This window comes from Nitrincola sp. (genome assembly GCF_048264025.1).
Classification (GTDB): Bacteria; Pseudomonadota; Gammaproteobacteria; order Pseudomonadales; family Balneatricaceae; genus Nitrincola.
Window position 1 is genome coordinate 386,555 of sequence record NZ_JBLXDN010000001.1, and the last position, 25,137, is coordinate 411,691.

The following is a 25,137-nucleotide window of genomic DNA, read 5'->3' on the forward strand; positions in this document are numbered from 1 at the left end:
CACCCGTTGTGGTGCCTGAGGTACACTTGGATGATGCATCATCCAAACCTGCAAGAGCCTATTCGCTATGAATTATCCAATCAGTGAAATCCATCATGCCCGACTGGGCAGCAGTATTTATGCACTGTTACGCGATGCGCTGATTACCGGGCGCTTCAAGCCTAATGACCGGCTGCGTATCCGCGAACTGGCTGAGCAGTTATCCACCAGTGTCACACCGGTGCGTGATGCCATCCTGCAACTGGCCAAGGAGCAGGCGCTGGAGATGCGCTCACCACGCGACATTCGCGTTCCGCAGTTAAGTCAGAGCCAATATGATGAAATTCGCCTGTTGCGTTTGTCATTGGAAGGTATGGCGGCGGAGCAGGCGGCACAGAAAATCAGCGCCGATGCCTTGCAACAATTACGCGCAAATATCGATCAGAATCATACCGCAATCCTCGCAAACGATCTGTCAGTGGCCTTACGGTTGAATAGCGAATTTCACCTATTACTGGCTGATGCGGCAGGCATGCCCTTGCTACGCAATCTGATTGACATGCTGTGGATGCGTACCGGCCCGCTGATTGCCCAGAGCTACCGTGAGTTTTCCCAGCAGATGGCCATAGGTCATCATGAAGAGCTGTGGCAGGCTCTGGCTAGTCGTGACTCAGACGCGACCCGCACAGCCATCCAGCAGGACATTCTCGATGGTAATCTGAAAATGCGTAGCTTCCTGCGAGAGGATGACGCATCAGCTCAGCCGAGTTAATACCTGATCCAGGGTATCACTCAAAAGCTCAACATGCTCAGCCGTAAACACCAGTGGTGGCCGGATTTTCAGTACATTGGCATCGGGGCCGGTCGCACTGATCAACACGCCCGCCTCACGCATGCCATTGACCACACGACTGGCCAGCGCTGTCGCCGGAGCAAGACTATTGCGATCCTTGACCAGCTCCACTCCGTAAAACAGCCCGGCACCGCGGATATCACCAATGACTTCATGACGCTGGGCTAAATCGTTTAGCTGCCGACCCAGGCGCTGCCCCTGAATCCTGGCATTGACCTGTAGGTGTTCCGATTCAATAACATCCAGCACAGCGGCAGCGGCGCAACAAGACACGGGGTTGCCGCCAAAGGTGTTGAAATAACGTTGCCGTTCGCCAAACAGATCCAGAAGATCAGAACGTGCGACTAGCCCCGCTACCGGATGACCATTGCCCATGGGCTTACCCAGTGTTACCAGATCAGGTACTAACTGATAGCGGCAAAAACCCCAGAAATCATCACCTGTCCGGGCAAAGCCAGACTGCACCTCATCGGCGATATACACACCACCGGCCTGACGAACCCAGTTTACGGCCTGCTGAATTTCAGCAGCCGGTGGACTGAACACGCCATCGCTGGAGAACAAGCCATCCATCATCAATGCGGCTGGACGCAAGCCTTCTGCGGCCATCTGATCCAACACTTGACGCAACTGCTGCAACCACTGACCTGGCGCACGGAAGGTGTCCGGTGCGTCTATCAACCGCACCTGATCACTCACACCGACGCCGAGTGACGGCGACAGCTCGGCGATACTACTGGTCGTGCCGTGATAAGCCCAGCGAGTCACCAAGGCAATACGGTTGCCGGTAACTTCACGGGCAATACGTAAAGCCAGATCATTGGCTTCACTGCCACTGCAGGTCAGGGTAAGGTTATTCAACGCATCAGGGAACAGCGCCAGCAGACGCTCGGCATAATCCAGAATACTGTCGTGCAGATAGCGGGTATGGGTATTCAACTGTGCCACCTGTTGGCAAATAGCCTCGACCACCCTGGGGTGACAATGGCCCACCGATACCACATTGTTGTAGGCATCCAGGTAGCGTTTGCCATCCGCTTCGTAGAGCCATACGCCTTCACCCTTCACCGGATAGAGGGGCTGTTGATAAAACAGACGATAGCTACGCCCCAGTAAGCGTTGGCGCCGTTGAAGTAATGCGCTATGTTCAGTCATCAGAGACTCCAGTAATAACAGGGTTCAGCAGGTCATCCACCCAGACCTCCGGCAGACGGCGTAAACGCATCAAACTACGACCGGCATGGGGCAGGTTACGCAGAATATAGTCACGATTTTCCGGATACAGCTGCGCACGCCAGGAGGAGATAGTCAACGTCAGACACAAACGCGTGGCCACCAGATCGGCTAACAGACTTAACTCGGTATCAGTCAAGGGCTGTTGAGCCAGATAGGCGTTCAAAAAGGGGCCCACCCGGCGTAACGGGTCCGATTCATCCACCAGTTGGTAGGACAGGGCGGTTGCCAGATTATTCACTCGCGGTGCATAGAGAGCATCGCCAAAATCAATGATCCCGGTAATCCGGGTGCCTAAGGTATCCACCAGCACGTTGTGTGGGTTCAGATCATTGTGTATCACCTGCCAGGGAAGTCCTGCCTGCAGAGGAACGACTCGTTCAGCATGACGATCGATCACCCAGGCGACTTCCTTGCGTAATTGCGCATCATCAATGGTGTGTATTCGATCCAGTAATCGCTGTGGATAAGTAATGTCCCAAAGTAACTCACGCTGCGCTCCCGGATGAGAAAAATCAGCCAATGCATGATCCATTTTGCCAAGAATGCCACCCAGCTGTCGGGCCAGATAGGTAAAGGGCGCTTGTTGATAAAAGGGCATGCCTTCCAGATAGCTGACAACACGCAAAGCGCCTACTTGCCCGGAAAATCGAACTCTGGGTTGGCACTCCCCTGAAAGACTTTTCAGTATAGAAGGTAGTGGCAAGTGCGCCGCCCGCTCCTGTAGATAAATCAACATCTGGGTTTGAAAATCTATTTCTGTATCGGCTTCAGCGGCATTGATAAAGCGCACCATGTAACGCTTGCTGCAAGACACACTCAAACAGAAATTACTGTCACGCTCACCGGGTAAACGCTCTAATGTTCCCATCAGGCCATAGTGCTCTCGTAAAACAGCCTGAGCCTCAACCGGATCAACAGAGGGTGCAGCCTGTGTCATCAACGAAGTTGTTGCGGTGTTAGAGGTCATTCACTCAATCCTGATTTATGATGTATGATGCATCATAAATTGAATATTGGGTAAAGTCACCCCTCAATGCTATGCTTAAAGCTGGAGTTTTCCTGTAGCTGATCGCAACCTGGAGTCCTGATGACAACCACCCCTCTGTTCTGGCGGGACCCTGCACTGCCTCATGTTGAACTGCGCTATATTGAGGATGGACGGCAAGTACGTTATGCCCCTCACAGTCACCGGCAATGGTCCCTCGGGGCGATCCTGGCGGGTCAGAGTCATTTCCAATATGCCGGGCAACAACAGGTTATTGAGGCAGGTCAGTTACTGCTGATCAATCCTCACCAAGTGCATGCCTGCAACCCTTGTGCTGACATGCCCTGGTCCTACTATATGCTGTATATCGATACCGAGTGGCTGACCCGACTACGTCAATCTTGTGGAGAACTCGATAGCGATCACTGGGAAGATCTGTCCGTGTCCCGCCTGCGGGATCAGGCGTTATTCAACGGTTTTAGCGACATGGCCACTCAACTGTTTGACCCTCTCGTCAGTCATGCTGAAAAAGATGCCGCACTGTGCCACTATCTACAGCAACTGTTTGCTCAGGTCCGCCGCGAGGCCTCACCACAAAGTCTGCTACCCACCGAACCACTACATAGAGCACTTGAGCATCTACATAAACATTACGACTCTAATGTTCCCTTGCAGACGCTGTGTCAGTTAAGTGGATTAAATCAAGGACAGTTGATCCGCCAATTCCGTCAGACCTGCGGCATGACGCCCCATGCTTACCTGACCAATCTGAGAATTCAGATGGCCCAGATTGCGCTACAAAGTGATCTGCCTCTGGTTGATGTCGCCCTGACCCATGGTTTTGCCGATCAACCGCATTTTCAGCGAACGTTTAAGCGTCTGCTGGCGGCCACACCGGTACAGTATCGCGATGGACCCAAGCGGCTATATCAGCAACAAAACACAACTCATCAGTAACAGCAACGCCAGTATCCGGTTCAACCAGCGTAAACCCTGTCCGGCTGTGCAGCGTTGCTGCAACCAGGCACCAGCCGCGGCCCAAACCCCCAACGACAACCAGCAGATCGGTAAATACAGTAGCGCAAACAGCAGCACCTGATACATATCACCACCTGCCGTATAGGCGGCGATGCCGGATATACCCGCTAGCCAGGCTTTGGGATTCAACCATTGCATCAATGCCCCGGTCATAAATCCGGGAGGTTGGGTTTGCGATTGAGTTTGGACATCACCACTCGCACGCAACAACTGCACACTCATATACAACAGAAACAGAATACCTCCCCAGCGCAATGCCGACTCCAGTTCACCCCACTGCAGAAAGACGCTTTTCAAACCTAAACCCAATGAGACAAACAACAGCACAAAACCCAAGGTCGCACCGGTCACAAACACCAGCGTAGTTGCCAAGCCATAGCGTATACCGCTACTGAGACAGACCAGATTGACCGGACCGGGAGAGATGGATGCCGCCAGCGCAAAGGCTGACATGGAAAAGATGATAGACCCACTCACAGATAGACTCCTTTAAAAAGAAGTCATTGTCTGTGGTCCGCGGATCCTTGTATTGAATAAAATTTCATGGACTCAATCTAGCGCTGACATCAACCAACGCGTCAGTTCAGCGGCAGGAATGGCCTGGCAACCGGTGGTATTTTGGCCCGCCCAAAGCGGTGAAAAGTCAGCGATACCGCGTGCTTCAGCGGCGGAGCGCAAGGGCGTGATTGCCGCCGTGGCCAAAGGAAAGGCGGGGGCTTCGGCACAGATAGGTCCCAGCTCGCGCATCACACGGTTGACGATCCCGCGCGCGGGTCGCCCGGAGAATACATTAGTCAGGGCGGTGTGCACTGCCTCGGGAGACTGCAGCGCCTGTCGATGCAAGGCTGACGTGCTGGCTTCAGGACACAACAGATAAGCCGTGCCCACCTGGACTCCTGCCGCACCCAGTGCCAGAGCCGCCTTAACCCCAGCTGGACTGGCAATACCCCCAGCGGCAATCACCGGGGTGTTGAGACGATCCACCAGCTGCGGCAGCAGGGCAAACAAACCCGTTTGTGACGTCAGATCATCGCTGAGGAACATGCCGCGATGACCACCGGCCTCAAGCCCCTGAGCAATCACCGCATCAACTCCACGAGCTTCCAGCCACAAGGCTTCCTCCAGTGTGGTGGCGCTGGAAAGGATCTTGCTCCCCCAGCTGCGCACTTGCTCCAGCAAGGCGTCATCCGGCAAACCAAAATGAAAACTGACCACCGGCGGCTTAAAGTCACTTAGCAACGCAGCCGTATCAGCACTGAAGGGGGTACGTCCAGCACCGGACTGAATAGCGGCTTGCTCAATTTCTAACTCACGATAATAGGGTAACAGCGCCTGCTCCCAGCGAGCTTGCGTGGATGCATTCGGTGCCGGAGGCGTATGACAGAAAAAATTTACATTGTAAGGTCGTGTGGTTGCCGCGCTGATGCGACTTAACTCGGCCACCAGGCTATCCGGGGTCAGCATGGCGCAGGGCAGGGAGCCCAAACCACCCGCCGCAGAAACGGCCAGGGTCAGATCACTGCCCTGAACACCCGCCATAGGCGCTTGAATAATAGGCCATTGAAGCCCGAACCCTTCAGCAAAATTTAACACCTATAGCCCCCTCATTCATTAACCAGACAAGTCGGTAAATCCAGCCCTACTATAACAAACTAACCTGACGTTGCCTTTAACCTAACGTCTACGCCAGGCATGATAACGCTCCAACCAGGCCAGTACTCGCTGCGGTGCATGGGCTTTTTTCCAGTTACCCGCCGCAAATTTATTCGCCTCGGTCAGGGTTGGATAAATATGGATGGTACCGAGTAATTTATTCAATCCCAGCCCGTGTTTCATTGCCAGCACAAACTCAGCAATCAAATCACCGGCATGCGGTCCAACCAGAGTCACACCGAGAATTTTGTCCTTACCCGGTGGTGTCAGGACTTTAATAAAACCATAGGCCTGACTGTCGGCAATGGCTCTATCCAGATCATCCAGACCATAGCGAGTTACCTCGTAGGCGATCCCCTGGGCTTTAGCTTCCTGTTCATTCAACCCGACTCGCGCCACTTCCGGATCAGTAAAGGTGGCCCAGGGAAGGTAGGTGTAATCCACAGGGAAACGCTTCAACTCACCGAACAGCGCATTCACCGTGGCATGCCAGGCTTGATGTGAGGCCGCGTGCGTAAACTGATAGGGTCCGATCAGATCACCACACGCATAGATATTTGGATAGAGTGTTTGCAGGTAGCTGTTGGTATCAATGCCCTGCGCCTGATCCGGGAGTAATCCCAGGGTTTCCAGCCCATAGCCATGCAAACGCGGCTTGCGTCCCACCGCCACCAGCAACCGGTCAAATTCAATCGACTCTTGATCACCTGCCGCATTTTCAACCAGTAGTGAGGGCTGACCTGTTTGCGGATGGATTTCAACACTCAGGGCGTGATGATTAAGTCGCAGGTCGACCCCTTCACTGCATAACTTCAGCATCACCGCTTCACTGGCATCGGCATCCTCACGGGGCATGATCCGGTCACCACGCTCTAGCTGAATAACCTGTGATCCCAGGCGCTGAAAAGCCTGACTCAGCTCACAGCCAATGGGGCCACCCCCCAGTACCAATAGCCGCTGTGGCAGGCTATCCAGCGACCATAAGTTTTCAGATGTCAGATAATCTATGTCTGTCAGCCCCGGTAACTCAGGCAGCAGCGGTTCGGCTCCAGTCGCCAGAATAATAGCGCGTGAGGACACACGTTCTACCTTGCCATCGGGGTAATGGATATCAACTTCCCAAGGACTCACCAGCGTGGCAGTGCCTTGACGAACATCCACGCCCAAGCCCTGAAAACGTTCAACCGAATCATGCGGCTCAATGGTTTCAATAACCCGATGCACCCGTTGCATTACCGCTTTGAAATCTATGTCGGGGGCCTGGGGGGTAATACCAAAGCGATCAGCTTCTCGCATTTCCTGTGCCAGTCGGGCGGTGCGAATCAAGGCTTTAGACGGTACACAGCCGGTATTCAGACAGTCGCCGCCCATCTGATGTTTCTCTACTAACATCACCTTGGCTTTAACAGCCGCGGCTATATAAGCCGCTACCAGCCCACCACTGCCCGCACCGATGACCAGCAGGTTGGTGTCAAACTGGCGAGGCTTTGTCCAGATCGCCGTAGAGTTTCGATGCTTAATGAAAGTGAGTACTCGCTTAGCCAGTATAGGGAAGAGTCCCAGCAGCACGAAGGCACCGAGTAATCCGGGTGATAACACATCACCGGGAGAGCTGATCTGCGCCAGTTGTGTACCGGCATTCACATACACCAGGGTCCCAGCGACCATACCCAGTTGGCTGACCCACCAGAAAGTCCGTACTTTCATTTGTGTCAGGCCCATGGCCAGATTCAGTACGAAGAAGGGAACGGCGGGTACCAGACGTAAGGCAAACAGGTAAAAGGCACCTTCCCGTTGGATCCCGCTATCAAGCTTATCCATCTGACGATTGAAGCGTTGCCTTACCCAATCATGCAACAGAAAACGCGCTACCAACATCGCCAGTGTAGCGCCCAGCGTGGAGGCGAAAGACACCAGTAAAAAGCCCCAGCCCAGTCCAAAAATCGCACCACCGGCTAAGGTCATAATCGCCGCACCCGGTAAGGACAAGGCGGTCACACCCACATAGATGAGAAAATACATAGCGCTAAGCAACACAGGTCTGGCATCACGCAAGGCTATCAGCTCATCCTGCTGATGCTTGAGATTGTCAAAGCTCAGCAGCTGCAACCAACCCAGTTGCCAAATCACTACACCCGCTACCAGCAACACAAGCAGTAACCCTGATTTTTTACTCATAACCGGAATTTTATCCTCTGTTGATCTACTGCATAGGTCGCCATTTAAGCGAATACCTTACAAAAATACCTCACGAAAGAATCATAAATATCTTACGAAAGGATCCCAGCTATAGGTCAATACACTCTATTTGCGAAAAGAGTGAACCCTGGTTTATCTTTGTAGTCATAAAATTGAACTCATTAAACAGGGTAAGTCATGCAACCCAAACGGCAACTCTCCATAAAGTACATCGCCGCTTTATTGCTGCTAGTGCTTTTTGTTGCCTGGCTTCCAGCCAACCTTGTTGCAGCTACACCGCTATCGCCTGAGCAGTCTGAGCAGTCTGAGCAGTCTGAGCAGTCTGAGCATCATCAAAGTGCCACACACCCCTGCGATGACAGACTGACAACCAGCCATGTTTCCGAGCCAACTCATCCTCACACAAGTACCTTGCAGACCGATACTTGTCAGGGTGGAGGGTGCCTGCAATGCAGCAGTTGCACCGCCATGAACCCAGCCTTTACCTACTCAAATCAACTTCCACTGAGATGGGAACAGCACTACCTAAGCCATCAGGGTGTTGCCGCATCTAAGCGCTTGGATCGTCCACCCAAAAGCTAATTCAGACCCGGTGAATAAAACTTAACACACCTCTGAAAAGGCTTAATACCATGAAACGTAGAGACTTTATGCGCCTGGGTGCGCTGGGGCTATTAACCCTGACACCCCTTACTACTTTTGCCATGTCCAAACACCATCAGGGTAGTGGTACTAACCTGATGGTGCGGCAATTACCTGAACACCTACCGCTAAGACAACTACCGGAAATAGAAAACTTTTCTTCCGGTACTGATTTTAAAACCCGGCTCACCTTGGCACCAACGCCAGTGGAACTGACGGGGCCGGAGCACACTGAACTCTGGCTATACAACAACCAGATCACCCCGTTGATCCAAGTGACTGAAGGAGATAGCGTGGAAATCCAGGTGGACAACCACCTACATCAGCCAACCACTGTGCACTGGCATGGTCTGAAAATTCCAAACTCAGAAGATGGCGGCCCACATGATCTAATAGCGCCTCACCAGAGTCGGACTTACCGCTTTCAGGTGAAACAGGGTAACGCAGGGCTTCACTGGTTTCATCCCCATCCACATGATTACCTGGCCGACCAAATCGCACACAGCATGGCGGGCGCCTTTCTGGTTAAGCCCTACCAGGACCCCTTACCAGCGGATCTGCCTGCCTATTTGCTGATGGTAACTGACCTGCGACTGGACTCACAGGGACAGGTTGCCCCACATACCCATGTGGACTGGATGAACGGTCGTGAGGGCGATATATTGCTGGTGAATGGTCAGCGTAACCCTAAACTGGAACTGGCTCCAGGCAGCACCCTGCGACTGCGGATGATCAATGCCTGCGCCGGACGCTACCTGCGCCTGGCTCTGGACAAGCTCCCGATGCAGCTCATTGGTACCGACGGCGGTTATCTGGAGCAGCCGGTAGATCTGGATGAGCTGTTACTGGTGCCCGGTCAACGTTGTGATCTGTTGATCAAACTCAGTGACGAGCCCAATCAATCCTTTGTTCTGCAAAAACGCCCCTATGACCGCGACTGGATGGGACCGAAACCTGCACACTATCTCACCACAGAAACCCTGATGACACTGGCAACCAACACGGCTACGCTGGCCCCGGCCATTGCGCTGCCGCAACGCTTGACTGAGATTGAACCCTTAGCAGAGGCACAAGTACATCGTCAGGTGGAGTTGTCCGAGATTATGCCTGGCCATGTTATGTCATCAACAGGTCAGGACAGTGCTCGTCATGAAAGTGCAGGCCATGAGAGTAACGCCGGCCATCAAGGGCACGGCAACCACGGCAACCACGGCAACCACGCTGAGTCTGGATCCGCAGCGATGATGACTGGGCGTCCCCCGATTGCTTTTTTAATCAATGGCGAATCCTTCACCCCCGGCCAGATCATGTTTACTGGCAAAGTCGGGCAGATTGAAGAGTGGGAGGTGTTCAACAATTCACATATGGACCATCCTTTCCATATCCACGGCACCCATTTTCAGGTGGTGGCTGAACAGAGTGAGGAGGGGGAATGGCAACCACCAGCCTACCGAGCCTGGCTGGACACAGTGAACCTGAAACCAAAACAACGACTGAAACTGCGGCTGGTATTTGATGAAGCCGGCGAGTGGATGTTCCACTGCCATATTATTGAACACGAAGAAATGGGTATGATGGCCAGCATACTGGTGCAATAACCCGCTAAGGAGAAAATGATGAAAACCAAGTTTGCAATAATCAGTACAGCCTTCCTCAGCAGCCTATTGCTGGTTCTGATCAGTGGCAACAGTGCAGCTGAGCCGGTAATGCAGGTTTACAAAAGTGAAACCTGTGGTTGTTGCCAGGACTGGATAGACCATATCGAAGCAGCCGGTATTCCTGTTGAAAGTACCAATTTGAACAACATGAACAGCAAAAAAATGGAGCTGGGTGTGCCTTCAGAACTGGCATCCTGCCATACCGCTGTGATTGACGGCTATGTGATTGAAGGGCATGTCCCAGCGTCAGATATCCTTCGTCTGCTGCGCGAAAAACCAGCCGTTACCGGCCTCACAGTACCCGGCATGCCTCACGGCTCACCGGGTATGGAAACGGGTCGGGAAGATCCCTATCAGGTGCTGGCATTTGACAGTAAAGACAAAGAGTTACAAGTCTGGTCTGAGTATAACCAACCCTAACAACGGCCGATCATGATCCACGCAATACCGGAGGTGCTTTGTTCGAGAGCACCTCCAGCTTCATCCCTGTAGTAATAATGCCCGGCTGCAGCACCAGCAGATTCTGCCCAAAGATAGCACCTCCCTTTTCCAGCCGTCGATGCGCCAGCAACGTCCGCAAAGGCTCCTGTGTCTGATCAAACTCGCGACTGCCGGGTGGCAGAGTAATCAACTTACAACGCTCACAGGGTGCATGAGCACGAAGGCGCACATCACCGATGGCAATATCCAGCCAACCATCTTCGGCAAACGGAAGACTACCGGACACCACCAGATTAGCTCTGAACTGCTGCTTATCCACAGGCACAGGGCAACGTGTCTGCAACCAGTCAAGCGATGCCTCGGAGGTTAGCAACAGCGGGTAGCCATCCGCAAAACCCACCTGTGCATCGTCACAATCCTTAACTGGCCGTTGGCTTTGCTGACCAAAATACACCAGTTGGCAGTCAATACCGAGGAATCGGCTGATCCAGGCATTAGCACTGGCACCACAGGACTGGGCGGCAACCGTCTGCTTCCAGACCACAACATCCTGATACACCTCAGGAAAGTCAGCCGGTTGCAGCTGCAGTGCGGGAAAGCCTTCAGCCGCCAGCATCAACCCGGCTCCCACAGGGGTAGCCAGCAGATGAGTTAAAGCCGGATAACGTCGTGCGGTAATAAACTGCCCAGCAGGATCAGTCACCATATAACGCCGGTCAGCATCCAATCCCTGCGGTCCCACCCAGGCACGGCTCACCCGTAGCGGCGCACAGGATTTCACCGGATAGATAAACAGATCTGTTACAACCACATCAGCCATGCTGAGCCTCCCGTTTCAGAAACTTATCCACATACCAGCAACTGGCTTCAATCTGGTAATCCTGCTCACGTGCCCAGGCCAACCCGGCACGCACCAGCTGTTCAGCTATACCCCGGCCCCGCAGAGATTCCGGTACATAGGTATGGGTAAAATCTATCTGGTTTCCACGAAGAGCATAATCCAGAACCGCATCAACACCGGCTTCAGTCATGACAAAGCGGTGTTGTGAAGGTTGATGTTCAATCACAGGAATTCCTTTATTTGCTTAGGATAACTCAATTCATACTGATCAGATCAGTCATCACCAGCGCCAGTATTACTTACCCTGAAAAGCAACACAACTCACCCCCTCGGCAACAAAATAAAAATGGGTTTAATAATCTATATATTGTATGCGACCACATCTATGCTATTCGGCTATCCAACAATTGACAAAGGCTAACCCCCTATGTGAATATTCAATAGCTATACAAAATACATGGACTTTATGTTTTGGCTAGGGATACGCCTCTTGATATGAAACCTTATCTCGGCTTCTGTCACCTAACTCATGGTGATAATCTTTTTACACTCATCAGTGCAGCACTCTGCAATCATGCCAATGAGTTTGAGTCCTTAATTTCTACAGAAATTGCCAAAAATGGCTATTGGTTACATTGGGTTAACGATGTTCTTCCAGCCGACCAGTGGCTTTTAAAACACCCTGACGAATGGGGTGATGTGCTGTTATGCAGTTTAAGCGAAGCCTGTCCCATCGTGCTGGGTCCTCTTGAACCGCTGAACAAGACGCCACAGCCAGGGGTCAATATTCTTGAAATTGAACACCTGGAGCCAATCGAACCGTTAGATAGTCAGCTAGGTCTCGATCCCAAAAAATATGTACCTGATATTCTGAGTGATGCTTTGTTTGGTCAGCCAACCCCTACCGATGCTGAGCAACTTCATTATCAGCAAGCTTTACCCGTAATGAAAACCTATGCATTGCTGGATGCTGCAAAAATGCCTTACTTACTGCCCGATCTTTTGCAGGCGTCAGGCTTTCACTATGAGTCACTGTTTCAAGGTACTCTACAGGATGAGATTAGCCATCATGCACCTTACCTGGTCGAGCTGGAGCAAGGGCATCGATTTACCCAACAATTATTCACCGGTCCCCAAGGCATTCTTGGACTATGGGAAAAGTCACTCGGTATCTTCATCCGGACACGCGCCGAGTTTTCAGCGCTGCGGCATCATCTGCGCAAGTTTACCCGCTTACAAAATGCACAGGGTAAAGGGTACTTTTTTCGCTTTTGGGAAAAAACCAGCCTTCCGGCTTTAACCCATGGCCAACCCGCCGAGCTGGCTGAAGCGCTCCTTCAGGACACCAGTTATTTAGGGCAATATTGGCTTATCCCCCTTCCCGAAGACAACAAGGTTATCACCTTTAAACGGCATCCCGATCGTCATGGACAGCCAACAGTACCCGCTAAAATAACTGAGGAAATCTTAACGGCTTTCGATACGCATCTTGAACAGTTTCAAGACCAGCTGATGATCGATAATGCGCTAAAACATTTTGCTGATAATGAATTTACACCACCGGCACCGGATCAAGCGCACTTACTCAACTTGCTAGCATTTTTACGTACGGAAGGCTTTTCTGACAAACAAAAGCGCCAAGAAGCCATAGATCGCTATACGCATGCCTATTCACTCGGCCTTGCTGATCAGGCGCTGGCTATATTCAAAGAAAGCGCTCAGGGGCCGGCTATACGTCTTTGGCACGTGAATAACTTGATTAAGGATTCGAGCTCATGACCCTTATCCAACTTAAGCCACGCCTCCTGTGGCTACTCATACTCTTGGGAGCATCTACCATGGCTAACGCTGATGAATTCAAAACCTACTGTATAGGCCGTTTATTGATTGATATACCTGTCAGCTTTGAGCTCGTCAGTCAGGGTGGATGGGCCTATGTGAGTGAATTTGAACGCTTGGGGCCGGGTGGGCATGAAGAGGCTGAACGAATTTGGCGAGAGCGGATTAAAGCCTTGCAAGATAGAGCATTCACAGTTAGTGGTACAACTCAGGTTTACCGAGCATCTGAGATAGTAGGTGGTGTTTTTATCATTTCAAGACATGGTGACTTTTCCGTACTAGGCATAGAGTCTGGGGATGTATGGTTTGAGGACGCCTTTTTTTCATCTCAAGGAGTAGTTTTCCGTGCCGCCATCGTGATGGATGAAACTGACGCCGATACGCAACGCCAAAAATTACTCAGGGTCGCTAACGCGACCCGACCTCGTGAACCTGACGAGATCCCCAAAGGTGAAGGAAGCTGTGTAGAGGGTGCATTTATTGCACTGCCCCCTGAGGGGGAAGTTCAGGGTGCAACCTTTCGGCTTCCAAACGAGGATCCTATAGGTGTTCGGATCAGTTTTAGCCTTCGAAAACCCGGTGAAAGAAAACTCGATCTTGAAGCCGCTCAAAGTAATATAGGCAGCAGAATTACCATTGCTGGTCTTCCTGGCCGGTATGGTAAAGATTACGGGCGTGAAATCTTCTATATGGCTTCCGTTGGTCAGCAAACGACAGATCAACAATTTGGGCTATCTCTGGATGTTCGTTATTTTGATCGAAGACGACCCTTTGGAGCTGAACCCTATACTCGAGAAAAAGCCGACCAGATTTGGGACAGATTAGTCGACAGTGCAAGGATTAGAAGGTAATCACTATGAGACACTCTTCAGTTCAATATTGCCCTGTACCTTGTAAACAAAATATTCAAGCAGAGGCTAAAATTGCACCGCTTGGATTAATAAATGCCTGACCTCTGAGTGCTAAGTTGACATACATAGTCTGGCCCCCTACAGACTGGACAACACCACTCAATTGCTTAAGAATACCAAGCATCACATTGGTGTTCGGCTGCGGCCTGACCAATGGCATGAACCCACCCCCAACGCAAGGATACCGCGCATGGAACTGTCTACGATTATCTTCATTGTGGTTGTCGCCGTTGTTGTCTTCTATGTCATCAGTATTTTTAACCGCCTGGTGGCATTGAAGAACCGCTTTGAAAATGCCTTTTCACAAATTGAAGTCCAGTTGAAACGTCGCTATGACCTGATTCCTAACCTGGTGGAAACCGCCAAGGGTTATATGCAGCATGAGCGAGAAACGCTGGAAGCGGTTACTGCCGCCCGCAATACCGCTATGGCCAGTTTACAAGCCGCGGCATCCAACCCTGGGAATGCGGCCGCCATCGGTCAGTTGATGAGTTCAGAAGGCGCTCTGCAAAGTGCACTGAGTGGGCTCAAGGTGACCATGGAAGCCTATCCGGATCTGAAAGCGTCTGAAAATATGCAGCAGTTATCCGAAGAGCTGATCACTACTGAGAATCGTGTATCCTTTGCACGTCAGGCGTTCAATGATGCGGTTATGGCTTACAATACCTACAAGCAGAGTTTTCCACAGCGGGTATTTGCCACCACCTTTGGTCATGCGGAAGATGCGTCATTGTTGGAGTTTGAAGACAGTGCCGAAATTCAGGCGGCACCCAAAGTGTCCTTTTAATCCCAATGAACTTTTTTGAACACCAAGACCGCGCCAGACGCAAAACACTGCAATTGGTTCTATTGTTTATTCTGGGTGTCATCAGCCTGATACTCACCCTGACCCTGGCGGTTGGGGTGTTTCTATATTTTCAGCAAGGCTCAGCGGGATCTACAGGGCAAGGGCAATTGCCCTCCGTCAGTCAGGTATTTTCTACAGAGCAGCTTCCATTACTTGGAGGTATCGCTCTGGCCGTTTGTGCCGTGGTGTTACTGGGGTCCTTGTTCCGGCGGATGCAACTGGGCAGTGGTGGTCATACGGTAGCCGAAGCCCTTGGCGGCCGTTTGCTCAATACCGCTACCCGCGATGCCAATGAACAGCGCATACTCAATGTGGTAGAGGAGATGGCGCTGGCTTCGGGCATTGCCGTTCCTCCTGTGTACTTGTTGGATGATGATTCAATTAATGCCTTTGCGGCGGGATTTAACCCTCAGGATGCGGTTATCGGCATTACCCGTGGCGCCATTGAACTGCTTAGTCGTGACGAGCTGCAGGGGGTCATTGCCCATGAGTTCAGCCATATACTCCACGGTGATATGCGCCTGAATATCCGCCTTATTTCCTGGCTCTATGGTATTTTGCTACTCGGCCTGATCGGACGTTTCCTGCTCAGCAGTTTGCGCTACCGTCGGGTCCGCTCGCGTGACGACAAGAGCGCCGCGGTGATGATGCTACTTGGGGTTGGTTTATTGATTGTCGGGTATGCCGGTTCTTTCTTTGGTAACCTGATTAAAGCCGCCGTGAGCCGACAACGTGAGTTTCTCGCCGATGCCTCCGCCGTTCAATACACCCGCAACCCGCTGGGCATCGCCGGGGCACTGAAAAAAATCGGTGGCCATTCTGCTGGCTCTACGCTGAATGCACCTGGTGCTAATGAATTCAGCCATATGTATTTTGGCAGCTCCGGCAGCGCTGGCCTGACTTCATTGCTGGCTACCCACCCACCCCTGGAAGAACGCATCAAGCGGGTCGATCCAGGCTGGAATGGCGAGCTGCCGCAACCTGAGCGGCCTACGCAAAACGAGGTTTCGCAAGACGAGGCTCAGCCAACAGGATCAGGCGACATGAAAGCGTCGGCTTTGGCCGCTATGACTATGGCAGCAAGCAGCGTAAATGCCAATCAGGCCGCTCAGCACTCTATGGCAGCCATGGGTGATCCCGATGCCGCCCATCTGGCCTATGCCCGCAATCTGCTGCAAGCTCTGGATGAGCAACTACTGACGGCCGCTCACGAGCCTTTTTCGGCCAGAGCATTGATTTACGGTCTGTTGCTCAGTGACGATGCTCAGGTACGCGAACAACAACTGATACAACTTGAGCAGCAGGCCCATCCAGATACCTACGCCATGTTAAAGCAGCATCTGAACGCGCTGATCTCACTGGATGCCCGCCTGCGACTACCTCTGACAGACCTGGCCCTGCCCGCATTGAAGCAACTCACGGCTGAGCAATATAAGACCTTCAAGTCCTGTATGGATCTATTAATCCGCGCCGATAACAAGCTCAGTCTGTTTGAGTGGTCATTGCGTAAAATTGTTATAGGTCACCTGGAAGGTCGCCGCCAAAGCGCTAAACGCTTCAAGCTGAAAGACTGTCACCCTGAAATGCAACGGCTAATCACCTTGTTCGCCCACGCCGGACACAGTGATCAAGCCACTGCAGCCAAGGCTTACCAGGAAGCAGCGGCGCAGCTACAGCTGCAGGGAGATTTCAGTCAATCAGAGCGTCCGGGTCTGAAGCAGCTGGAGCTGGATCTGAACAAACTGGCGCACCTGCGTCCCTTACACAAACCGGCACTGTTACAGGCGCTGGTCACCTGTGCCAGCCATGATGGCCGGATCAGTGTGACGGAAGCGGAGCTGCTGCGGGCCATAGCTGACTGCCTCGACTGCCCCTTACCCCCTCTACTTGCTGAAAAGGACACCCATGGCGCTTAAAGCCCAGGTTATTAAAGCCCAGTTGCAAATTGCTGATATGGATCGACATCACTATCAGGATTATGCCCTGCGACTGGCACAACACCCCTCGGAAACCGATGAACGCCTGATGATCAGACTCCTTGCGTTTGCCCTGAATGCATCAGAGCAGCTGGAGTTTGCCCGTGATCTCAGCGGCGAGGGTGGAGCAGAACTCTGGGCGCCCAACCTGCATGGGGGTATCGATCTGTGGATTATTTTCGGACAGGTGGATGAAAAATGGCTGCGCAAAGCCAGTCAGCAGGCCGGACACGTCAAGGTGTATACCTATGGCGGACGCAGTGTGCCTATCTGGTGGCAGCAAAATCAGCAGGCCTTGCAGCGTTACGAAAATCTGGAAGTCTGGGAAATCACCGATGACAGCGTCAAGGCGCTGGGCGCACTGGCAGACCGTAATCTACAACTGCAGATCAGCATCAATGAAGGACAGGTGTGGATCGCCGATGCCAAAACCAGCGTGGCTTTGGAACCCAAATTACTCAAAGGCTTTAAGGCCTGATCCCTAACGCGGAATCAGGCCCCTGGCTTTTCTGAACAGCTAATCAAATCAGTGCTCAGGACGGGAAGGAGAACTGCGCTCCTTCGCGTACACCGGATGACGGCCAGCGCTGGGTAATGGTTTTACGGCGGGTGTAGAAACGCACCCCATCCGGACCATAGGCAAACAGATCCCCAAACAGTGAACGTTTCCAGCCACCGAAGCTGTGATAAGACACCGGCACCGGCAGGGGCACGTTGATACCCACCATACCTACCTGGATGTTATCGCTGAAATAGCGTGCCGCTTCACCGTCACGAGTGAACAGACAAGTGCCATTGCCATACTCATGCGCATCGATCAGATCCATCGCTGCCTGCATGGAATCCACACGCACCACCACCAGTACTGGGCCAAAGATCTCTTCTTCGTAGCAACGCATACCCGCCTTGACCTGATCGATCAAAGTGCCGCCGACAAAGAAACCACCGGCATCATTCACCGCCGGGTTACGGCCATCTACCACGACCACAGCGCCTTCTTCTTCAGCACTGCGAATATAGCCTTCTACCTTGGCTTGATGGGCTGCGGTGATCAATGGACCAAAGTCATTGCTGCTATCGGAGTAAGCACCCACTTTCAGGCTCTGCATCCGCTGACGCAGCTTGGCAACCAGCGTATCCGCCGCTTCATCACCGACCGCCACAGCCACAGAAATTGCCATACAACGCTCGCCGGACGAACCAAAGGCCGCACCGGTCAAGGCTTCTACGGCGTTATCCATATCCGCATCCGGCATAACGATGGCGTGGTTTTTAGCGCCGCCCAGCGCCTGACAGCGTTTACCATGCGCAGAAGCCGTCTGATAAACATACTCAGCAATCGGTGTGGAACCGACGAAGCTGACGGCGGCAATATCCGGGTGAGTCAGCAGGGTATCCACAGCTTCCTTGTCACCATTGACCACATTCAACACACCGGCAGGCAAACCGGCCTGCTGCAGTAACTGAGCGATCAGCAGGGTGGAGGAGGGGTCACGCTCCGACGGTTTAAGGATAAAGCAGTTACCCGACACGATCGCCAGTGGATACATCCACAGTGGCACCATAGCCGGGAAGTTGAACGGTGTAATACCGGCCACGACACCCAATGGCTGCATTTCGCTCCAGGAATCGATTCCCGGTCCAACATTTTTGCTGTGCTCGCCCTTAAGCAGCTCAGGGGCATAGCAGGCATACTCGACATTCTCGATACCGCGCTGCAGTTCACCCATGGCATCATGAGAAATTTTGCCATGCTCCAGGCCGATCAGACGAACGATCTCATCCGCATTGGCTTCCAGCAGTTCCTTGAAACGAAACATCACCCGGGCGCGTTTGGCCGGTGGGGTGTTACGCCAGGCCGGGAAGGCCGCTTTGGCACTGGCAATGGCCTGTTCAACCGTGGCTTTTGAGGCCAGCAGTACGTCGGCATGCGCCGACCCGGCAGAGGGGTTATACACAGGCTGGTGACGCCCTTCCGGGGTAACCAACGCACCATTAATCAGGTGTCCAATCGGGTTCATCAGTGTCTCGCTTCTTTAATCAGGTTATTCGGTTTCGTTGATCGCATCGCCTAATGCATTGATCAGTAAATCTATTTCTTCTTTATCCACAGTAAAAGGCAGACCGAGCTGAATAGTATCGCCACCGTAACGGACATAAAAGCCTTTATCCCAGCACTTCATCGCTATCTGATAAGGCCGCTTCAGCGGTTCACCCGGAGCCGGAGCAATAGTAAGAGCGCCCGCCAGACCATAGTTGCGAATATCAGTGATATGCTGAGTGCCTTTCAGACTGTGCAGTGCCTGCTCAAACACCGGAGCCATACTGGCCGAGCGCTCTATTAGTTGATCACTTTCCAGCAGATCCAGTGCAGCCAAACCAGCCGCACAGGCCACCGGATGCGCCGAATAGGTATAACCATGCGGCAGTTCGAGTACATAGTCCAGTCCACCCTGTTCCATAAAGGTAGTATAGATCTCCGAACGTACCACCACCGCGCCCATAGGAACGGCACCGTTAGTCATCTGTTTGGCAATGTTGAGGATATCCGGCTTAACGCCAAAGGCTTCTGCACCGGTTTTGCTACCACAACGTCCAAACGCGGTGATGACTTCATCGAAGATCAACAAAATATTGTGCTGATCACAGATTTCGCGCAGGCGCTGCAGGTAACCCACTGGCGGTGGAATCACACCGGCAGAACCCGCCATAGGTTCAACAATCACAGCGGCTATATTGGATGCATCATGCAGGGCAACCAGTTCCAGCAGTTCATTAGCCAGTTCGGCACCGGTTTTCGGCATTCCACGGGTAAAGGCATTTTCTTTGAGGACCGTATGGGCCAGGTGATCGGCTTCCACCGCCTGACCGAACAGGGCGCGGTTAGCGCCGATACCGCCGACGCTGATACCGCCGAAATTCACCCCATGATAGCCCTTGATCCGGCCAATCAGACGGGTTTTCGATGGCATGCCTTTCTTACGCCAGTAGGCACGGGCAATTTTTAATGAGGTGTCGGCACTTTCTGAACCGGAACCGGTAAAAAACACATGGTCCAGGCCTTCCGGCATAAAGTCCACCACCCGGTTGGCCAGTTGGAAGGCTTTCGGGTGACCAAACTGAAATGCCGGGGAGTAATCCAGCTGCTTCAATTGCTGACTCACCGCTTCGGCAATTTCCGGGCGATTATGACCGGCACCACAGCACCACAGGCCCGACAGGCCATCGAAGATACGTCGACCTTCGGCATCGATGTAGTATTTATCATCGGCGCCGACAATCATGCGCGGGTTGTCTTTGAACTGACGGTTGCCGGTATAGGGCATCCAATAGGCTTCTAACTGATCACGGCTCAAACCAGCGGCTTTGTTATCCGACATCTTGGCATCTCCAGGTGCCGGCACAGGTGTCCGACACAGCTACAGTATTGATAAGTGATTCCAGTGTGAGCCCGCCGTTAGGTTTTTAAAATATTTATTTAGTTATCTTTACTTAACCTTTTAGTTAACTAAAAGGTTGGCTAAACTAAAATCCTTTAACTGTTAAAGCATTAGCATGAAGACATTGAAACCCGCCTTATCTGGCCAGATCGCCGACGCCGATATCCGCTTGTTACGGATTTTTCGTAACGTCGTTGAGCGTGGTGGCTTTGCGGCAGCAGAAGCCGACCTGAACATCAGTCGTGCCGCCATCAGTACCGCCATGTCCGACCTGGAGCAGCGCCTGTCATTACGCTTGTGCCAGCGCGGCCGCAGTGGCTTTTCACTGACAGAGGAGGGCCGGGAGGTGTATGCCTACAGTCTGCAACTGTTGTCGGCTCTGGAAAATTTTCGTACTCAGGTCAACAGCTTGCACGCGCACCTAAAAGGCGAGTTGAATATTGGCATCACCGATAACCTGGTGACCATGCCACAGATGTATATCACTGATGCCATCGGGGATATCAAGGCACGCGGTCCCGAGGTGATGATCAATATTCGCATGACACCACCTGCCGAAATCGAGGTGGCGGTGCTGGATGGCCGTTTGCATCTGGGCGTAGTCCCAGTCATCAAGGCCCTGCCGGGGCTGAATTACCTGCCACTCTACAGCGAGACCTCACAACTTTATTGCAGTCATGCGCATGCTTTGTTCGGCAAACACGCCATTACCGACGCTGAGCTAAGCCAGATGGATGTGGTTGCCGCCGCTTATGCGCAAACAGAAGAAGCGCTGAAGCATTACCAGTCACTCTATGTCAGCGCCACCGCCACAGATAGGGAAGGGATCGCGTTTCTGATTCTCACTGGCCGTTATCTGGGCTTTCTGCCCACCCATTATGCCGAGCGTTGGGTCAAGGAAAGGCGGATGCAAGCCATCGCACCCAGCCAACGTCAGTTCACCACCGATTTTGCTGCCATTACCCGCAAGGGCAAGCGACCCAACCTGATTCTGGAAACCTATTTGGAACTGTTGCAAAACACCATTCAGGTAAAGGATTGAGTCGGGCTAAAAAACACGCCACAATGGTTTTTAATCAAATAGATGAGGTTCATCAGGGTGTACGATTTCATCATTATTGGCGGCGGTATTCTCGGCATGTCCACAGCGATGCAGTTGCAACAGAGTTATCCGGATAAGCGGATTCTGCTGCTGGAAAAGGAATCCGGCCCAGCTCAGCATCAGACAGGCCACAACAGTGGGGTGATCCATGCCGGTGTTTACTACACACCCGGTAGTCTGAAAGCACGTTTCTGCCTCGAAGGTAATCGACGCATGAAAGCTTTCTGTGATGAACACCAGGTGAGATACGAGGTTTGTGGCAAACTGCTGGTTGCTACCAATGACCTGGAAATGCAGCGCATGCAGGCACTCTGGGAAAGAACCGAAGCCAATGGACTGGAACGTGAATGGCTATCAGCCGATGCACTGCGTGAACGTGAACCGAATATCACCGGAATCGGCGCGATTTTTGTGCCATCCAGCGGCATCGTAAATTATGCCCAGGTGACCCAGGCAATGGCTCAGGTGTTTCTGCAGTTGGGTGGTGAAATTCACTATGGTCACGCCGTTAATGCCCTAAAGGAAAGCCAACAGGAAGTGCAGGTTTCCACAGAGCAGGAAAGCTTCACAACGCGTTACCTGATCAGTTGTTCCGGCCTGATGGCCGATCGTGTAGTACGCATGCTGGGGCTGAAACCTCAGTTCACCATCTGTCCTTTCCGGGGAGAGTACTATCTGCTTCCGCAACAGCATAACCAGATCGTCAATCATCTGATCTATCCCATTCCAGACCCATCCATGCCCTTTCTCGGCGTACACCTGACCCGCATGATTGACGGCACCACCACCGTAGGCCCCAATGCGGTACTGGCACTGAAACGCGAAGGCTATCGTAAAACGGATATATCACCACGGGATTTGCTGCAGATGTTCACTAATCCAGGCATTCTCAGAGTGTTGGCTAACAACCTGCGTCCTGGCCTGGTGGAAATGAAGAACTCGCTGTTCAAATCGGCTTACCTCCAAGAAGTGCGTAAATACTGCCCCAGCATCACCCAGGCAGATCTGACCCCCTATCCCGCCGGCGTCCGAGCGCAGGCTGTCAGCCGTGATGGCAAACTGATCGATGATTTTCTGTTTATCAATACCCGTCGCAGCGTGAATGTCTGCAATGCGCCATCACCGGCGGCAACCTCTTCCTTGCCAATTGGTGAGCATATTGTGGCACAGGTTGTGAGCTTGCTTGAGAACTAAAAACGCAATACCGGCAAGGCTTCTCGCACCCAGCCAGGCAGCTCTTTGGCTGGCATGGGGCGGGCAATGCCATAGCCTTGTCCTGAAGTGCAGCCCAGTGCCAGCAATTGACGACAATGGGCTGGCGTTTCTACCCCCTCGGCAATGACATCCAGATTAAAGGCTTTGGCCAGGCCTAGTACCCCCTGGATGATGGATAGATCATCCGGTTCTGCCAGCATATCCCTGACAAAACCCTGATCGATTTTCAAGCAATCAATGGGTAGGCGTTTCAGATAGGTCAGGGAGGAATAACCGGTTCCAAAGTCATCCAGTGCCAGGCTGACTCCAAGTTCACGGCAACGAGACAGGATGCTGGTGACCATTTCCATGTCCTCCAATGCACTGGTTTCCAGAATTTCAAGCTGCAGTTGCCGAGCATCTACCTGTGGATAAGCCATCAAGGCAGCTTCTAGTTGTTCGGCAAACTCTGGACGCTGTATCTGCTGGGCAGCAATATTGATACTGAGTGGACAGTAAAATCCTTGTAACTGCCAGCGTTGCAACTGCACCAGTGCGGCATGTAATACCCATTCTCCCAATTGCAACTCTAGTTCATGACCTTCGGTGGCAGGTAAAAATGCTCCAGGGGACAGTAACCCGCACTGCGGATGTTGCCAGCGAATCAAAGCTTCGGCACCTTCAAAGGCCAGTGTTTGCATATTGATTTTAGGCTGATAATAGAGTTCAAACTCACTACATTCTAGCCCCTTGGAAATAGCTTTCAGCGCTTGTTGTTTATGCCGCATTTGGGTTTCTAACTGAATGTCGAACAGCTGATAACGGTCCTTACCAGCTTGTTTGGCCAGATACATCGCCTGATCGGCATGGCGCATCAATTGATCCGGTTCAGCATCATCCAGTGGATAAATCGTCACCCCAATACTGGCAGAAATTCTGAAGTTATGTCCTTCCAGTTGTAGTGGCCTAGAGGCAGCCTCAAGTAGACGTTTCAACACTGGTTCACAGTCCTGTAGCTGGGCTAAGCCACCCAACACAGCGACAAACTCATCTCCCCCAATTCGTGCCAGAGTATCTTCCTCACGCAAACTTTGATGCATCAATTCAGATAACTGCTGTAATACCCTATCTCCCATAGCATGACCATGGCTGTCATTTATCTGCTTGAAACCATCTAAATCCAGGTAAGCTACCGCCACCAGCTCTTCAGTGCGACGGCTAATACTGATCATATGATTGAGTCTGTCTGACAAGAGTATTCGATTGGGCAAGCCGGTCAGCGCATCATAATGGGCCAGTTTTTCTAAATCCTGTTGGGCTTTTTTCAGCGGGGTCAGATCAACATCAACACAGTAAAGCTCTTTGTCTCCCGCCAAACTGGTGTGCATAACATGACTGGAAAACACCCGCACACGGTTACCGTCCTTACGCAACAACGTCAGCTCACCTGAGGGAATTTCATCATCCTGGTGTAACCAACGCTCATGCACGGCAATAACGGCATCACGGTCTTCCGGTGGAATAATCAGTTCTTCCAGTCGACGCCCAAGTACCTCCTCCTGAGAATAGCCATAGAGCAACTCACTGGCGTGGTTCCATAAAAAAACCCGACGTTTTACATCATAGCCCTGCACCGCAATGGCCGGAATTTTCTCAAACACATAACGCAAACGGGCTTCACTGGCCTTAAGCAAATCCTCGGTCCGCTTATGTTCCAATGCATGGGTAAACATCTCACCGGCAATGCGTAGCAGATAGATTTCATCTTCCGTCCAAGTGCGTTTGCTAGTCACCGCATCGATGCCGATGAATCCTACCAGTCGGGTATTGGACATCATCGGAACTGACAGCAAGGATTGAATTTCCTGGCTAACCAGAATTTCGCGCTCAATACGACAAGCATCAGGTAGAGCCATCACATCCGAATAATTTACCACCTGATTTGCACGAATCAGTTGCACCATCGGATATTCATCCTTCAGTTCAAAATTTTGCGCCTGCTGTTTTTGTGGCGAAATTCCCGCTGCACACCACTCATGGGTATTGTCGGCATAGATATCATCTCGAATCAAAAACACATAGCTGCGATCTGTACCGGTAAATTCAGCAATCCATTGCAAGCAATGTTCGATTTCGGTATCAAGTACTGAATAGGCACACATCACCACAGCCGAGGATATTCGGCTGATCAGACGCTCCAATTCATAGCGCTGTGTCAGCAACGTGTCATTGCAATCTGAATCCATCTACAACCTACCATCTGGTTACCAGTTGATTTATGCAGTATAGACGCTTAGCGTAGT

Annotated in this window: 22 protein-coding genes; 12 read left to right on the forward strand and 10 right to left on the reverse strand. The window is 52.1% G+C overall.

Annotated elements, in window-relative coordinates; genetic code table 11:
- Nucleotides 1-67 precede the first annotated feature (67 nt).
- Entirely contained in the window at nt 68-751 is a 684-nt protein-coding gene (locus ACN0R1_RS01835; protein WP_417579321.1) for a GntR family transcriptional regulator, read from the forward strand.
- Here the strand turns inward: ACN0R1_RS01835 and ACN0R1_RS01840 are convergent.
- Nucleotides 734-1,987 carry an aspartate aminotransferase family protein gene (locus ACN0R1_RS01840; RefSeq protein ID WP_417579323.1) on the reverse strand — a complete coding sequence of 418 codons (1,254 nt, stop codon included), beginning with the start codon at nt 1,985-1,987 and terminating at the stop codon, nt 734-736. The genes ACN0R1_RS01835 and ACN0R1_RS01840 overlap by 18 nt on opposite strands.
- Nucleotides 1,980-3,035: a phosphotransferase gene (locus ACN0R1_RS01845; protein ID WP_417579325.1), complete on the reverse strand. Its 1,056-nt coding sequence runs from the start codon at nt 3,033-3,035 to the stop codon at nt 1,980-1,982. Before ACN0R1_RS01845 ends, ACN0R1_RS01840 begins: the two co-directional genes overlap by 8 nt.
- Nucleotides 3,036-3,155: 120 nt before the next feature.
- On the opposite strand from ACN0R1_RS01845, the gene ACN0R1_RS01850 reads away from it, so the two are divergent.
- On the forward strand, nt 3,156-4,010 hold the full coding sequence (locus tag ACN0R1_RS01850; protein ID WP_417579327.1) for an AraC family ligand binding domain-containing protein: 855 nt from the start codon (nt 3,156-3,158) through the stop codon (nt 4,008-4,010).
- Here ACN0R1_RS01850 and ACN0R1_RS01855 read toward each other — a convergent pair.
- The 3 genes from ACN0R1_RS01855 to ACN0R1_RS01865 form a co-directional block, all read right to left on the reverse strand.
- Nucleotides 3,978-4,568: a LysE family translocator gene (locus tag ACN0R1_RS01855; protein WP_417579329.1), complete on the reverse strand. Its 591-nt coding sequence runs from the start codon at nt 4,566-4,568 to the stop codon at nt 3,978-3,980. The genes ACN0R1_RS01850 and ACN0R1_RS01855 overlap by 33 nt on opposite strands.
- A 72-nt stretch (nt 4,569-4,640) precedes the next feature.
- A complete protein-coding gene (locus ACN0R1_RS01860; RefSeq protein WP_417579331.1) occupies nt 4,641-5,684 on the reverse strand; it encodes an NAD(P)H-dependent flavin oxidoreductase in 1,044 nt (347 codons plus the stop codon).
- Between the two features lie 81 nt (nt 5,685-5,765).
- A complete protein-coding gene (locus tag ACN0R1_RS01865; protein ID WP_417579333.1) occupies nt 5,766-7,922 on the reverse strand; it encodes an FAD-dependent oxidoreductase in 2,157 nt (718 codons plus the stop codon).
- 198 nt (nt 7,923-8,120) lie between these two features.
- Here ACN0R1_RS01865 and ACN0R1_RS01870 point away from each other — a divergent pair, with 198 nt between their 5' ends.
- From ACN0R1_RS01870 to ACN0R1_RS01880, 3 genes are read left to right on the forward strand one after another with little or no spacing between them, the layout of a single operon-like run.
- Complete coding sequence (locus tag ACN0R1_RS01870; protein ID WP_417579335.1) at nt 8,121-8,525, forward strand: hypothetical protein; 405 nt, start codon at nt 8,121-8,123, stop codon at nt 8,523-8,525.
- Nucleotides 8,526-8,575: 50 nt separating this feature from the next.
- The gene (locus ACN0R1_RS01875) at nt 8,576-10,183 is read left to right on the forward strand and encodes a multicopper oxidase family protein (protein WP_417579337.1); all 1,608 of its coding nucleotides are present in this window, start codon (nt 8,576-8,578) and stop codon (nt 10,181-10,183) included.
- An 18-nt stretch (nt 10,184-10,201) separates the two neighbouring features.
- Complete coding sequence (locus tag ACN0R1_RS01880; protein ID WP_417579339.1) at nt 10,202-10,663, forward strand: DUF411 domain-containing protein; 462 nt, start codon at nt 10,202-10,204, stop codon at nt 10,661-10,663.
- Nucleotides 10,664-10,673: 10 nt separating this feature from the next.
- On the opposite strand, the gene ACN0R1_RS01885 is transcribed toward ACN0R1_RS01880, so the two are convergent.
- The gene (locus ACN0R1_RS01885) at nt 10,674-11,504 is read right to left on the reverse strand and encodes an MOSC domain-containing protein (RefSeq protein ID WP_417579341.1); all 831 of its coding nucleotides are present in this window, start codon (nt 11,502-11,504) and stop codon (nt 10,674-10,676) included.
- Nucleotides 11,497-11,751: a GNAT family N-acetyltransferase gene (locus ACN0R1_RS01890; protein ID WP_225307476.1), complete on the reverse strand. Its 255-nt coding sequence runs from the start codon at nt 11,749-11,751 to the stop codon at nt 11,497-11,499. Before ACN0R1_RS01890 ends, ACN0R1_RS01885 begins: the two co-directional genes overlap by 8 nt.
- A gap of 269 nt (nt 11,752-12,020) precedes the next feature.
- Between ACN0R1_RS01890 and ACN0R1_RS01895 the strand changes: the two genes are divergently transcribed.
- From ACN0R1_RS01895 to ACN0R1_RS01915, 5 genes are all read left to right on the forward strand, one after another.
- Nucleotides 12,021-13,304, forward strand: a complete 1,284-nt coding sequence (locus tag ACN0R1_RS01895; RefSeq protein WP_417579343.1) for a DUF4123 domain-containing protein — start codon at nt 12,021-12,023, stop codon at nt 13,302-13,304.
- A gap of 59 nt (nt 13,305-13,363) precedes the next feature.
- The gene (locus tag ACN0R1_RS01900) at nt 13,364-14,215 is read left to right on the forward strand and encodes a hypothetical protein (RefSeq protein WP_417579345.1); all 852 of its coding nucleotides are present in this window, start codon (nt 13,364-13,366) and stop codon (nt 14,213-14,215) included.
- A 250-nt stretch (nt 14,216-14,465) separates the two neighbouring features.
- Nucleotides 14,466-15,062: a LemA family protein gene (locus tag ACN0R1_RS01905; protein ID WP_417579347.1), complete on the forward strand. Its 597-nt coding sequence runs from the start codon at nt 14,466-14,468 to the stop codon at nt 15,060-15,062.
- A 5-nt stretch (nt 15,063-15,067) separates the two neighbouring features.
- Entirely contained in the window at nt 15,068-17,038 is a 1,971-nt protein-coding gene (locus tag ACN0R1_RS01910; RefSeq protein ID WP_417579349.1) for a M48 family metallopeptidase, read from the forward strand.
- Nucleotides 17,028-17,576 carry a YaeQ family protein gene (locus tag ACN0R1_RS01915; protein WP_417579351.1) on the forward strand — a complete coding sequence of 183 codons (549 nt, stop codon included), beginning with the start codon at nt 17,028-17,030 and terminating at the stop codon, nt 17,574-17,576. The genes ACN0R1_RS01910 and ACN0R1_RS01915 overlap by 11 nt, the downstream gene beginning before the upstream one ends.
- Nucleotides 17,577-17,631: 55 nt before the next feature.
- Here ACN0R1_RS01915 and ACN0R1_RS01920 read toward each other — a convergent pair whose 3' ends face one another.
- Together ACN0R1_RS01920 and ACN0R1_RS01925 are read right to left on the reverse strand one after the other, a co-directional pair.
- On the reverse strand, nt 17,632-19,119 hold the full coding sequence (locus tag ACN0R1_RS01920; RefSeq protein WP_417579353.1) for a CoA-acylating methylmalonate-semialdehyde dehydrogenase: 1,488 nt from the start codon (nt 19,117-19,119) through the stop codon (nt 17,632-17,634).
- Between the two features lie 24 nt (nt 19,120-19,143).
- Nucleotides 19,144-20,478 (reverse strand): aspartate aminotransferase family protein, encoded by a 1,335-nt coding sequence (locus ACN0R1_RS01925; RefSeq protein WP_417579355.1) that lies wholly within the window; start codon nt 20,476-20,478, stop codon nt 19,144-19,146.
- Between the two features lie 175 nt (nt 20,479-20,653).
- Between ACN0R1_RS01925 and ACN0R1_RS01930 the strand changes: the two genes are divergently transcribed.
- A complete protein-coding gene (locus ACN0R1_RS01930; protein ID WP_417579357.1) occupies nt 20,654-21,580 on the forward strand; it encodes a LysR family transcriptional regulator in 927 nt (308 codons plus the stop codon).
- Between the two features lie 57 nt (nt 21,581-21,637).
- Nucleotides 21,638-22,834 carry an L-2-hydroxyglutarate oxidase gene (gene lhgO / locus ACN0R1_RS01935; protein ID WP_417579359.1) on the forward strand — a complete coding sequence of 399 codons (1,197 nt, stop codon included), beginning with the start codon at nt 21,638-21,640 and terminating at the stop codon, nt 22,832-22,834.
- Here lhgO and ACN0R1_RS01940 read toward each other — a convergent pair.
- On the reverse strand, nt 22,831-25,080 hold the full coding sequence (locus ACN0R1_RS01940) for an EAL domain-containing protein (protein WP_417579361.1): 2,250 nt from the start codon (nt 25,078-25,080) through the stop codon (nt 22,831-22,833). The genes lhgO and ACN0R1_RS01940 overlap by 4 nt on opposite strands.
- Between the last annotated feature and the right edge of the window lie 57 nt (nt 25,081-25,137).